Genomic DNA, 14,277 nt, shown 5'->3' with positions numbered 1-14,277 from the left:
AGATTTAAAACCACCATCAATGACCAAGAATGTAATGAGCCAATTGTTCAGCATTGCTGCTTTTGTTTTTGCAAGCTGTATATTATGCAGTTGTGCTTCTGAAGCTGATAAGACAATTGCACTGGAAGATGGCAATAAAGAAACGGCCATACCCGAGAAAATCGATTTCACTTTTCATGTTAAGCCTATTCTATCGGACCGATGTTTTATATGTCACGGACCAGATAAGAATGCCGTTGAAGGTGATCTATCTCTTCACTCCGCCGAAGAAGCATATAGGGCTTTAGGCGAACTTAAGGACCATGCGGCCATTGTGCCCGGTAATGCAGCTAAAAGTAGTTTGGTAGAACGTATTTTCAGTGATGATCTTAATTTGATCATGCCACCACCGGAATCTAACCTGGTTTTAGAGGATTTTGAAAAGGCTATTCTAGAAAAATGGATAGCTCAAGGTGCCGAGTATAAAACACATTGGGCATTTATACCACCTACTCCGCAAGAAGTACCGGAAAATGATGGTGCTAAAGTTTGGGGCAGCAATGAAATAGATGCTTTTATCTTAAATAAATTGACCGAAAAAGGGTTGAGCCCTAGTTCTCGGGCAAGTAGTGAAAAACTATTGCGTAGAATTACTTTTGACTTAACCGGATTGCCACCCACTTTAGAGCAAATAGAAAAATTTGCGACAAATCCTTCACAGCAAAAATATGAAGAGGTTATAGATTCATTGCTGTTAACGGTAGATTATGCCGAGAATATGGCTGCAGAATGGATGGATATTGCCAGATACGCAGATACCCACGGGTATCAAGATGATTTTGAACGTACCATGTGGCCTTGGCGAGATTGGGTTATTCACGCTTTTAAGAAGAATATGCCATATGACCAGTTCGTTACCTATCAATTAGCGGGTGATCTAATGCCAAATGCCAATCTAGAACAAATATTAGCTACCGGTTTTAACAGGAATCACAAGATAACTGCCGAAGGTGGGGTGATTCCTGAAGAATACCGGGTTGAATACGTAGAGGATAGAAATACCACGCTGGGTACGGCGTTTTTGGGGCTTACCTTAGAATGTGCAAGATGTCATGACCATAAGTATGATCCCATTAGTCAAAAAGATCACTTTCAGTTTTATAGCTTCTTCAATACAATACCTGAAAAAGGCTTGTTGGATAATGCTGCAGATTTGCCAGAACCTTACATTAAAGTGACGCAGAAAGAAGTGAACGATATTCTAGGATTCATCAACCTAGAGAAAAGTGAGATGAAAGAGGTGCCGGTAATGGTGATGAAAGAAATGGATCAGCCTAGGTCTTCATTTATATTAAAAAGAGGTATTTATGATCAATATGGCGATGAGGTATTTCCTGATACTCCGGAATCCATTTTACCTTTTGATAACTATCCGAAGAACAGATTAGGATTGGCAAAATGGTTGTTTGATGATGAGCACCCACTTACGGCAAGGGTTGCGGTGAACAGATTATGGCAGCGAATGTTCGGTAGTGGTATTGTAGCATCTTCTTTCGACTTTGGTAATCAAGGTTCGTTGCCTACACACCCTGAATTATTGGATTATCTGGCAATCAAATACAAAACTGAAGGTTGGGATACCAGAAAAATGTTGAAATACATTGCAATGTCCGAGGCATATCAGCAAGATACAAAGGCTAGTCCCGAGAAGTTGGAGCAAGACCCTGAGAATAAATATTTGGCGCGCGCCACTCGTTTACGACTTTCGTCTGAAGCTATTCGTGATCAAGCCTTGGCGTTTAGTGGATTACTGAATAGGGAAGTGGGCGGTCCTAGTGTTAAGCCCTATCAGCCAGAAGGTATCTGGGAAGAAACCACGGGTGGCGGTGGTGGTAGTACGGCTTCCTATACCTTAAGTGAGGGTGAAGATGTGTATAGAAAAAGTATTTATACGTTTTGGAAACGTACCGTTCCACCACCAAGTATGATGACTTTTGACAGTAGCTCAAGAGATTATTGTTCGGTTAAAAGGCAAGAGACCAATACCCCGTTACAAGCTTTGGTATTATTAAATGATCCACAAATAGTTGAAGCCGCAAGGGTAGCTGCCGTAGGTGAGATGGAGGCAAACCCCAATGCGGAGAGCGAGCAGATAAAAACCCTGTTTTACAAAGCAACCTCTCGTATGCCCAATGAAACGGAGATACAGTCATTGACCGATTACTATACTGAAATGTTGTCGAAAGTTGAGAACGGCGAAATTTCTACAAGCGAGTATTTAAGTATTGGCAGAAGTGAAGTACCTACGGGTTTAAACAAAGAAAAGTTAGTGGCAATGACCTTAACGGCACACACAATTTTGAATTTAGACGAAACTATAAATAGAGGCTGATTATGAGCGAAAAGAAAATAGTTGAAGAGCGGTCGCTAATTTTAAACAGACGGTCTTTTTTAGGAAAAGCTGCATTGGGAGTTGGTGGAATTGGATTGGCTTCCTTATTGGGTACAAACTTATTTAGAAAAGGTGAAAACGGATTATATACGGCAGATAGCGGACCTACTGGAGTAAAGGGAGTATTGGATTCGCTACATCATCCATCGAAAATTAAAAGGGTTATTTATTTATTTCAAAGTGGTGGTCCTTCGCAATTGGAGCTGTTTGATTATAAGCCGCTTTTAAACAAACGTAGAGGTGAAGATCTGCCGGAATCTATTCGTAACGGACAACGATTAACGGGTATGACTTCCGGTCAAGATAGATTTCCTTTGGTGGGCTCTAATTTCGGATTTCAGCAGTATGGTAAAAATGGCACCTATATCAGTGACCTTTTGCCTTATACCGCCAAAATTGTAGATGATATCTGTATTGTTAAATCAATGTACACGGAAGCTATTAACCATGATCCTGCGGTAACATTTTTTCAAACAGGATCACAGCAACCGGGTAGACCAAGTATTGGCTCGTGGTTAAGTTACGGGCTGGGTAGCGAGAACGAAAATTTACCCGCTTTTACGGTGCTTCTGTCAAGAGGTTCGGGTAGACCTAACGGGCAACCGTTGTATACGAGACTTTGGGGTAACGGGTTTCTACATTCCCTTCATCAAGGGGTACAGTTCAGAGCGGCAAAAGATCCTGTTTTATATTTGAATGACCCCAAAGGAACTACGGCAGATGTTAAAAGATCTATGTTGGATAAATTGGCAGAACTCAATGATCAACATTACCAAGAATCTAACGATCCTGAAATTCAAAGTAGAATTGCCCAGTATGAAATGGCATATAGAATGCAAACTTCTGTACCAGATGTTATGAATACGGATGGTGAGCCAGATTATATTTATAAAATGTATGGTTCGGATGCTAAAATTCCCGGGACTTTTGCAGCTAATTGTCTTTTAGCAAGACGTTTGGCAGAGAAAGATGTTCGTTTTATACAATTGTACCACATGGGCTGGGATCAGCATGATAATCTTCCTGGGGCTATAGAAAAACAGGCTAAAGATGTGGATCAAGCATCGGCGGCTTTAGTGGCAGATCTTAAACAACGTGGTATGCTAGAAGATACTTTGGTGGTTTGGGGAGGAGAATTCGGTAGAACCAATTACTCCCAAGGTTTGCTCACAGATACCAATTATGGTAGAGATCACCACCCAAGATGTTTTACCATGTGGATGGCAGGTGGCGGTATTAAACCGGGTATTGTGTATGGTGAAACCGATGATTTTGGGTATAACATTACCAAGAACCCGGTGCATGTTCACGATTTTCAGGCTACTATGTTGCATCAATTGGGTATTGATCATGAGAAATTCACCTATAAATATCAAGGTAGACGATTTAGGCTTACCGATGTTGAAGGTCATGTGGTTAAAGATATTTTATCGTAATGCAGAGAAGAACATTTATAAAAAATACCGCCGCAGCCTCAGCGGGACTTTTAACTTGCTCTTCTTTTGGCGCAAGTATATTGGAATATAAAGATGCCGTTATTGGTCATGGCAGTCACCGGTATAAAATAGATTTGAACTGGGGTGCATTGAATTCTAATTACCATCCGGTGAACGATTGCCATGAAATGGTGCAAGATTCCAAGGGCAGGATTTTATTGTTAACCAACCATACCAAGAACAATGTTATTATTTATGACCGTTCTGGTAAATTGTTGGAAACCTGGGGAACGGATTATCCCGGTGCGCACGGTTTAACATTGAATGTTGAAAATGGTGAGGACTTTCTGTACATAGCGGATAACAATAGGCATGAGGTGATTAAGACAACCATAGACGGTAAGGTGGTACAAGTTTTTTCGTATCCCAAGGAATCAGGAAAATATACTGCCAAGGAGCAATACATACCTACAGAAACGGCTATTGCTGAAAATGGCGATGTATATATTGCTGACGGTTATGGCGCTCAATACATTATGCGGTACAATGCCAAAGGGGAGTTGTTACAGACTTTTGGCGGTAAAGGCGATACAGATCACCTTTTTAATAATGCCCACGGTATTTGTATAGATACTAGAGGCGGGAAGTCTCCCGAACTTTTAATAACAGCAAGACAGCAAAATAAGTTGAAACGGTTTACCATGGATGGGGAATTTATAGCAAGTGTAGATTTACCCGGAGCATATATTTGTAGACCGGTAATTAAGGGTGATACCATTTATTTGGCAACTATCTGGTCTGGTGATGGGTCTGATGGTACCGGATTTATCTCCATATTGGATAAGCAAAATAAACTTACATCCGCACCTGGCGGATGTACTCCTGTTTATGGGAAAAATGGTTTGGAGCCCATGTATCAATCCATCAAAATATTTACGCATCCGCATGATGTATGTGTAGATGATGAAGATAATTTATATGTTGCCCAGTGGAATTCAGGGAAGACGTATCCTATAAAACTGAATAGAATATGATCAAACGAATTTTCTATTCAATAGCTATAATTCTAGTATTGTGCCAAGCCTGTTTTTCTCAAAATACGGAACATGCACCAACAGCCTTATTTAAACTATCCAACCCTCGTGTTCAAGTGTCGTCCATATTTTTCGATTCGTATACTATGCTCAATTTCAGCGTAGATATGCCAAATTCGATTATAAAATATACCTTGGATGGAATTTCGGTAAATAAAAACGCAAAGGTGTTTTCTGGACCATTGAAAATACAGGAAAGTGCCGTAATCAAGGCTAAAATGTTTCATCCGGATTATAAAGAAAGTGATGAAGTTGTAGTAGAAGTGGTAAAGATTGCCAAGAATAGTGCTATTAAGCAGGTAGCAATTAAACCGGACCCTAGCGATAAATATTCAGGTATGGGTGCCATGGGGTTATCAGATTTGAAAAAAGGAAGTGCACAATTTGCAGGGGATAAACAGTGGATGGGTTTTCAAACGGAGATGATAACGGCATCACTTCAGCTAGAAAAGAATAGCACGGTCAATAAAATAGTGGTCAGTGTATTGACCAATCAATCCAACTGGATATTCGCACCTGGTAAAATTGAAGTTTTTAATGAGAGCGAATTAATAGGAGAAAGGACGTTTGCAAAGAGTGAACAAGAAACACCTAACAGTCCCACATTTTTACATGTACCGGTGAGTACAGGAATGTACAATACGTTGAATGTAGTAATACATCCGCTAAGCGAAATTCCAGCATGGCACCAAGGAAAAGGAACAACGCCTTGGGTTTTTATAGATGAAATAATTATACAATAGCATGATTCAATTAGGAATACAAATAGGACACCTGCACCCGCTTTTTGTTCACCTGCCCATAGGTATCATCATGCTTGCCTTTATTTTAGAGGTTTATGGTAGATTAAAATCAAAAGGATCTTTTGCTGAGGTAGTAGAATTTACACTTTTGGTAGCGGGTATTACGGCAATATTTTCACTGGGTACCGGGTGGTTGCTCGGAGAGGAAAGTGGTTATGATGAAGATTCCCTTTTTCTACATAGGTGGATGGCTGTTGCGTTTACCGTGACAACAGTACTTCTCTATTTGGTAAAACGAAGTAAAATTGGGTGGGTTAGAAAAACCTATATTCCAACGTTTTTATTGGTATTGGCATTAATTAGCCTTACCGGTCACTTTGGCGGTAATATGACCCATGGAGAAGATTATTTATTTGTAGATGAAAAAGAAGCTATTGTCATTACAAATATTGAAGAGGCTCAGGTTTACGCCCAAGTCATACAACCTATTTTTGACGCTAAATGTGTAAGCTGCCATAATGAAAGCAAGGCTAAAGGCGGTTTGCTTATGGGTTCACCTAATGATATTATTAAAGGTGGTGATACGGGTAGTCTTTTAGATACTATTTCAGGTCAAGAAAAATCTTTGTTCTTGGAAAGGGTGCATCTGCCTTTAGATCATGATGAACATATGCCACCACAAGGTAAGGTGCAATTGACCGATAATGAAAAGGCTTTGCTTGAATGGTGGATGGAAAATAACAATTGCTTTGAGTGTAAAGTAAATGAACTGACTAGGGAAGGAAATATAGCTGGAATATTAACTTCATTGGAGCAAGACACTTCTGCAATTGCCGTATTAACTAAAGAAGCAATGGAAGTGCCACAGGAATGGTTGCAAAATGTTAGGCGCGCCGGTATATCGGTTCAAACCTTATCTAGTGAGAATCACTTGCTCTCGGTGAATATGGCAAGTATGGATTCTATTACTGACGATACGTTAGAAGTGCTTGAAGAATATGCATCCAACATTGTGGAACTAGATTTAGGGTTCAGCAATTTTAACGATGATCTTGCCTCAGAATTGAAACCGTTTAAAAATCTGTTGAAATTAAAGTTACAGCACACTAAAGTAACCGATGCTATTGGGAAATATCTTAGTGATCTTGAGCTGTTAGAGTCATTAAATTTATATGGTACCGCTGTTACCGATAAGATCATTCTTGATTTAAAGGAAAATAAAAAGCTTCGTAATATTTATTTATGGAAAACTGATGTTTCCGAAGACGGACTGGTACAATTACAGCAGAATTTACCGGGAGTGACCATTCAGCAAATTGGGGCAGATGTATTTAAGGCAACCGTTTTAGATCCGCCCACCATTATAAGTGACCGTAGTTTTTTTAGTGATAGTTTAACCATAGCTATTGAAAGCCTATTTGATGGTACTGAGATTTACTATACGCTTGATGGCTCTGAGCCCACGGAATCTTCTTTGAAGTATGATGGTGCGATCACATTAGAGACAACGGCAAATGTGAAAGCGATTGCTGCAAAAAAAGAATGGGAGCCAAGCAACATCACCGAGCGAACGTTTATTAAGAACAATATAGCCTATGCCGATGTAGATTTATTAACGGTGCCCAATGATAAGTATCAAGGAAAAAAAGGTAAAACTTTAATGGATCAAAAGCGTGGGTCTACCAATTTTGTAGATGGCAACTGGTTGGGTTTTGAAGGAAAGCACTTGAATGCCGTGGTGGAGCTGAAAGAGCAGAACGCCATTTCAAAAGTATCTATTGGTGCATTGTCCGCACCTGCAAGTTGGATTTTTTACCCCACATCTTTTGTGGTATCGGTTTCCAATGATGGTACTAACTTTAAGGAAGTAGGGAGAAAAGATATGGGAGAAGAGAAACCCAATGCCGAGGTGAAACTCACTTTTTTCGATTTAGACATACCTGCCACCCAAGCAAAGTATGTAAAACTATCCATTAAGAGTCCCTTGAAAAACCCTGATTGGCACACTGATCCTGGTGGTAAAAGCTGGATTTTTATTGATGAAGTAGTGCTGAATTAAAAAGGGTATAGTATTGAGAAATGTCCATTAATAGAGTCAAAATAATAGTTATGAGTTTAAGATCAGTTTACTTTATAATATTCCTATTGGTTAAGGGGCAGCGTCTTTTGGCTCAGAAAACCGGAGTTGCTGCAAATGATAGACCTAATGTTATTTTAATTTTTACGGATGACCAAGGTTACAATGATGTGGGCGTTTTTGGTGCTCACGACATAGATACTCCCAATTTGGACCAAATGGCTAAAGACGGTGCAATGCTTACCCATTTTTATGCTGCTCAAGCTGTGTGTTCCGCCTCAAGGGCAGGTATATTAACGGGGACATATCCTAATAGGATCGGTATTCATAACGCTTTTATGCCCAATAGTAAAGTAGGTTTGAATCCTGATGAAACTACCCTCGCAGAATTATTGAAAGCGGAAGGGTATGCTACGGCTGTTTTTGGAAAATGGCATTTGGGAGATGCAAAAAAATTTATGCCCAATAATCAAGGGTTTGATGAATATTATGGTATACCTTATTCCAATGATATGTGGCCGTTACATCCGCAGCAAGGTCCTATTTTTAATTTTGGTCCCTTGCCTCTTTATGAGAATGAAAAGGTATTGGATACATTAACGGATCAAACGAATTTGACTACTGAGATTACAGAGCGTAGTGTTGACTTCATTAATCGTAATAAAGAAAACCCATTCTTTTTGTATGTACCGCATCCTCAGCCCCACGTGCCTTTATTTGTGTCCGATAAGTTTAAAGGAAAGTCTAAAAGAGGATTGTACGGTGATGTTATTATGGAATTGGATTGGTCTGTAGGTGAAATTATAAAGGCTGTTGATAAGAATGGATTAGCCCAAAATACCATTATAATTTTTACTTCTGATAATGGACCTTGGTTGGCATACGGAAATCACTCCGGAAGTGCTTTACCATTTAGAGAGGGTAAGGGCACTGGATGGGAAGGTGGTCAACGTGAACCGTTCATCATTAAATATCCGAAAGAAATAAAAGCGGGAATTACTATTGAGGCACCTGTTATGGCAATAGATATTTTACCTTCAATAGCAGCCGTTATCAATGCTCCTTTGCCAGAGAAAGAGATAGACGGTAAAAGCGCATGGTCTTTATTTACAGGCAAAACAGATGAGAGTCCGCAAGAAGCCTATTTCTTTTATTATCGCGTAAATGAGCTGTTTGGGGTGCGGTATGGGAAATGGAAGCTTTATTTTCCTCACAAGTACAGAACTATGAACGGACAAACTCCTGGTAAAGATGGATTGCCCGGGGTGTATAAAATGATTGATCTAGAGCAAATTGAACTCTATGATTTAGAACAGGGTGAAAGCGAAACTACCGATGTAGCAGCAGCTCATCCAGAAGTGGTAAAGACCATACAAAAATTGGCGGATGATATGCGAGCCAAATTGGGCGATTCCCTTTTGGACATAAAGGGTAGTGAAACCCGGTCTCCCGGGCGTATTGATTAATTAGTTTTTCTGTAATTCAAAAATCTGAAGGACATCATCATTATTGCCCACCAAGAAATAGTCATTTTGAACATTGCTTAAGGTAACCAGTTTTTTGGCGTCCCTATCTGCAAAGAATCCTATCTCTGACCCTCTTTTAGCAGAAAAGCTCCCGTTACCATCTCCCAATAACAGTAGTCCTGTTCCAGCGTCGTTTCTAGGGGTTTCTATCTCTGAAACGTATAAGTTGCCTATGGCAAGAACATCTAATGCCCCATCGCCGTTAAAATCCCTTACAAGCATATCATTGAGATTAGATAGTTGAGCTACATTGGGCAAGTCCGTTATTTTAAATTGACCATTGCCTAGATTTTCAATGTATACCGATGCAAAAGTGTCTGCGCTGTAATGTAGGGAGTTTTTCAGTTTTTCTTCACCATATACATCCTTTAGTTCCATAGAGGCAAAGGCATCATACTTTACTATTTTTTTCTTTAGGGCAGGAATTTGTTCCGATGAACATGAAAACCCTCTTAATGGATAATGTTTTTCCTTGTTGTAATATCCTAAGACAATATCTGCATTACCATTGGCATCAAAGTCATTATAATATACATCAAAAGGTTTGTCAGAGCTGGTTTTGTACTTGTAGTTAAGACCTAAATTACCCGCTATATAATCCAAATCTCCATCATTGTCAAAATCTCCTTGTTCTATGCTGAACCACCAGCCGTAGCTAGATGTAAAGTTTTCCTTCTCAACCTTTGTTAGGTTGCCATTATTGTTTTCAAAAATGGTAATAGGCATCCATTCGCCAACAATCATTAAATCTAAATCTTGGTCATTGTCATAATCGCTCCAAATGGCATCGGTAATCATTCCTATTTGCAACAATTGTGGGGATAATAATTCTGTTTGGTTCACCAATTGTCCATTGTCGTTTACCAATAACATGCTAGAAGATGGGTTTGGGTATTGTTGCGGAGTATGTCTGCCACCAACAAAAAGGTCCATATCACCATCACCGTCATAATCGGCGGATTTTACTACAGAGCCACTAATTCTGTTAGCATTTAAAATGGCTCCTTTTTTAAAGGTCGCATTACCTTGGTTTAGGTAGATTCTATCCGTATAGTGAAAATCGTTTTTTGGATACTCATTACCACCACTTACTACGTACAAATCTTTTAATCCGTCATTATTGATGTCCACAAATAAGGCATCTACATCTTCATAATCGGCTTCTTTTTGCCAAAATGCAACCTGACTTTCTTCAAAATTGCCATCTTTTTGTTGAATAAATAGGGTAGGTGCTTGGTTGGCGGCACCGCCAATATAGAAATCATCCAATCCGTCATCATTGATATCTCCCGCGGTCAGGGCTGGTCCAAATTGAGAAAGCTTATGTGGCAACAGTATTTGTTTCTTAAAATCATCGAATTGATTCTCTTGATGTCTAAATTTTACAGGAAAAACATTGGTCATATCTGCAAAAAGAGTCTTATCCGTTCCTTCATTTTTGATTTCTAAAATTTCAGATTCGTCAGATGAAATTTCTAACAGTTGATTTGCCGAGATGTCTCTTTTTACAGTACTTTTTCCATTGGGCCAAACAACCGTTAGACTGTCTACTTGTGTCAAATTCTTTAATCCAAAATGTAGCGTAGGTTCACTGGTAGAATAAATACCACGTACGTTTGTGGTCTCTAAGGTTTGTACACCATTTTGAGTGTATATGTTTACCCTAGTTCCAAATGTTGGTCTGTTGTTTTTATCGACCAATTGTATTCTTAGATAGTTACTGTTTGGTTTTGCTTCCGAATTGTTTCTGTAAATAAATGCCTCACTGTTGATGTTATTGACCACCAAATCTAGATCACCATCGTTATCTAAATCGGCATATGCTGATCCGTTGGAGAAAGATTCATTGTCCAAACCCCATTCAGTGGAAGTATTTTTAAATTCCAAATTGCCCAAATTTTGATAGGCGTAGTTTTTTAAAGGTTGGGACGGGACCATGCTAACCGCTTTTTCAAGGTCTACGATATCCCATATGCTTTTTACGTTTTGAGCATTGGGATTATTCTGTAGCCATTGTGCTCTAGTGGTATTTATATAATGGGCTACATTTTTATCCGCATCTGTATTTCTAATATCACGCAATAATCCGTTGGTGACATAAGTGTCTTTTAGACCATCATTGTCAAAATCGGCTATAAGATTAGACCAGCTCCAATCTGTTGCGGACATGCCGGTAAATTGCGCAATGTTACTGAAGGTTTCATTACCGTTGTTTAGCTGTAGTGTATTATACATGTATTGATATCCGCCACCGTCTTCTACTACTTTCCAAAAAGCACCAATGTTCATACCGCTCATGTTAGATTTTAATCTGAAATTATCTTCAGACACCATATCCAGTACAAATACATCTAAATTTTGGTCATTATTGATATCGGCTACATCTACACCCATACTATAGTAAGACGTTTGTTTTAAAGCGTTTTTTTCAATGCTTGTAAACGTGCCGTCTTGATTATTTAGAAATAGAAAATCTGGTGCATAAAAATCATTGGCCACATAGAGGTCTGGCCATCCATCATTATTAATGTCACTTGCCGATACGGCATTTGGAAAACCGGTGCGGTCTATACCAGCAGCTTTAGAAACATCTTCAAAGGTATTGCCATTGTTTTTATACAGTTTTAGTGCATATTCCGGTATGAGTAAATTGTCCGCACTGTGATATTGAGAAAGACTTCCCGGATTTGGTGGTTGCGTCAATAGAAAAAGATCTAATAGTCCATCTTTATCAAAATCTAAGAATGTTGCGTGTCTTGTTCTTTCGGTATTTGCAATAGACAATTCTTTGGCTTTCTCTGTAAATGTGCCATCTCCATTGTTAATGTACACTAAATTTCTTCGCCACTCCGGGTTTTCATCATACAGTTCTCTGCTGACATAAATATCTTGGTGTCCGTCATTATTGATATCAGCAATGGTGACTCCGGTAGACCAACCATCAAAATTTTTGATGCCAGCTTTTATGGTAACATCTTCAAAAACCAAATTTCCTTTGTTCAGATATAATTTATCAGGTACCATATTCCCTGCAAAAAAAATGTCTTGCAGTCCATCATTATTAAAGTCGCCCACACCAACACCTGCCCCGCCATAAAAATTGGCATAGGCAAATATGTTTTTATGCTTATCATCTTTAATAATATTATTAAAGTCAATTCCTGTATCATTGGAACTGAGAAGTGTAAATAATTTTGGTGTTGCCTTGGTCTCTTCAGGAGCATTTTCACAACATAAAACGAGTAAGGAGCAGAAGTATAATAAATGCCTAATTTTCATGATTACAAGATACTATTTTATACAAAAAAAGGAGAGTTTCCCCTCCTTTTCAAACTCAATAAAAAATTAACTCAAAACTATTATGAGAGGTTTCACTCAAAAACCAAACTTAATTGTTATTATTCAACATCCCACCACACTCTAGTGGTAAGAACATCTGGACCTTGAGCGGCTATTACAGCGGCATAATTATCAGGGTTGTTACTTTGTTCACTTTCAGAATACGTTAATCTTCTTGGTATAGTACCGTTGGTAACATTACCAGGGTAGTTTACCGGTGTAAGTGCCGGGAAACCTGTTCTTCTCCAGTTAGAGAAAGATTCATATTCATTTAAGAAAGTGGCAGCCCAATATTGTGTATTGATCTGCTCTAGTGCATTAGCCGAATCATAAGGATTGGCAGCAAGATAATCTGCAATGTCGGCATCTGCAATAATACCGGCATCACCATAAAGTGATAATTGTTTCATAGCAGCGGTAACTCCATTGTTATAATGTGTTTCTGCATCACCTGCAAGACCCCATCTTACATTTGCTTCTGCAAGCATAAACTCTACTTCTGCATAAGTTTGAAAAATCATAGGGGCAGTTTCTGAGGTAATTAAAAGACGATTAGGCTCAGAGTAGTCGTTTAAATTGCTGAAAAGATTATCAAGGTCAACATCTTGCTCTTGTAGCATTGGAAGATCCTTACCATTGGACAGACCTCTTTGTGCGTCTGGATCCAGTCTTTCCTCCACTGTTCTATCTTCTCTAAAATCCTCTATGAACAGACCAGGATTATCAGGGTCTTCTTTGAAAATTATTTTCTGTGCAGGTAATGATGCCAATACCGTTAATCTTGGGTCATTTGCATCTTTTAATAAATTGATGAACGTATCGCTCATTCTTGGATTTCCATCAGCCGTAAACACTTCGCCAATTCCATTTTTATTGTCTGCATCATGTTGTAGGTAAAAGATGTCATCATTAGATGTCATTACACCTCCGTCAATAGCTTTTGTAACCCAAGCTTGTGAAGCGGTAGGGTCTACTTTAATTAGCCTAAGACCTAAACGTAGCATCAAGGAATTAGCTAACTTTTTCCATTTTGCTTGATCACCATTATAGATGACATCTGCAGAACCAAATTCAGAAATGCCAGAGCCTAATGCAGCAGAAGCCTCTTCCAGTTCATTTAACAAATCTGGGTATATTTCGCTTTGCGCATCATATTTAGGAAGAAAAATACCTTCTATAACTGCTTTACCTGCCTCGCTATACGGCACATCACCATATAGATCGGTAAGTCTGGAATAAGCAAAGACACGTAGTATTTTTACAATTGCCTTCATTTCTTCAGGAGCTTCTTCCTCTTCTAATTGAAAGGTTAAATCCTCAATTGATTTAATGGCATTCTCATAATAGCGATCCAATAAGGATGAAGCATAACCTTTGTTCCACGTATATTTATCACCACTCCAGTAACCGGCAGTTGTAGCTACATGTTGCATCATGGTAGATTGATAGATCATGGCCGCTCTCCAGTTGTCATATCTTTCACTAGATATAAATTTCATCACCGCAGTTAGCTTATTACCCGCAGCAACTTGGGTAGGTTTTGTTGGATTTACATTTAAATCTTCAAAACCATCATCACATGCACCTACAGAAAGTAGTGCAAACATTAGTATATATATTGATTTTTTCAT

General features: G+C 38.9%; 8 protein-coding genes. 6 read left to right on the top strand and 2 right to left on the bottom strand.

Going from position 1 to position 14,277, the window contains the following annotated elements:
- Positions 1 to 19: 19 nt before the first annotated feature.
- From VBZ51_RS03795 to VBZ51_RS03770, 6 genes are read left to right on the top strand one after another with little or no spacing between them, the layout of a single operon-like run.
- On the top strand, positions 20 to 2,371 hold the full coding sequence (locus VBZ51_RS03795; protein ID WP_416576108.1) for a PSD1 and planctomycete cytochrome C domain-containing protein: 2,352 nt from the start codon (positions 20 to 22) through the stop codon (positions 2,369 to 2,371).
- Positions 2,372 to 2,373: 2 nt separating this feature from the next.
- Positions 2,374 to 3,867, top strand: coding sequence for a DUF1501 domain-containing protein (locus VBZ51_RS03790; RefSeq protein ID WP_058104060.1), 1,494 nt, complete (start codon positions 2,374 to 2,376; stop codon positions 3,865 to 3,867).
- Positions 3,867 to 4,901 (top strand): 6-bladed beta-propeller, encoded by a 1,035-nt coding sequence (locus tag VBZ51_RS03785; protein ID WP_416576107.1) that lies wholly within the window; start codon positions 3,867 to 3,869, stop codon positions 4,899 to 4,901. The genes VBZ51_RS03790 and VBZ51_RS03785 overlap by 1 nt, the downstream gene beginning before the upstream one ends.
- Positions 4,898 to 5,704 carry a chitobiase/beta-hexosaminidase C-terminal domain-containing protein gene (locus VBZ51_RS03780; protein ID WP_416576106.1) on the top strand — a complete coding sequence of 269 codons (807 nt, stop codon included), beginning with the start codon at positions 4,898 to 4,900 and terminating at the stop codon, positions 5,702 to 5,704. The genes VBZ51_RS03785 and VBZ51_RS03780 overlap by 4 nt, the downstream gene beginning before the upstream one ends.
- Position 5,705: 1 nt before the next feature.
- Positions 5,706 to 7,763 carry an FN3 associated domain-containing protein gene (locus tag VBZ51_RS03775; RefSeq protein WP_416576105.1) on the top strand — a complete coding sequence of 686 codons (2,058 nt, stop codon included), beginning with the start codon at positions 5,706 to 5,708 and terminating at the stop codon, positions 7,761 to 7,763.
- Positions 7,764 to 7,813: 50 nt separating this feature from the next.
- Entirely contained in the window at positions 7,814 to 9,247 is a 1,434-nt protein-coding gene (locus tag VBZ51_RS03770) for a sulfatase (RefSeq protein ID WP_416576104.1), read from the top strand.
- Here VBZ51_RS03770 and VBZ51_RS03765 read toward each other — a convergent pair whose 3' ends face one another.
- Together VBZ51_RS03765 and VBZ51_RS03760 are read right to left on the bottom strand one after the other, a co-directional pair.
- A complete protein-coding gene (locus tag VBZ51_RS03765) occupies positions 9,248 to 12,586 on the bottom strand; it encodes a VCBS repeat-containing protein (RefSeq protein WP_416576103.1) in 3,339 nt (1,112 codons plus the stop codon). It lies immediately after the preceding gene.
- 119 nt (positions 12,587 to 12,705) lie between these two features.
- Positions 12,706 to 14,277 (bottom strand): SusD/RagB family nutrient-binding outer membrane lipoprotein, encoded by a 1,572-nt coding sequence (locus VBZ51_RS03760; protein WP_071341173.1) that lies wholly within the window; start codon positions 14,275 to 14,277, stop codon positions 12,706 to 12,708.

The organism is Maribacter sp. HS (genome assembly GCF_048059195.1).
Classification (GTDB): domain Bacteria; phylum Bacteroidota; class Bacteroidia; order Flavobacteriales; family Flavobacteriaceae; genus Maribacter; species Maribacter dokdonensis.
The sequence above is the reverse complement of the archived record's forward strand: the minus strand, read 5'-3'. Positions and strand labels throughout refer to the sequence as shown.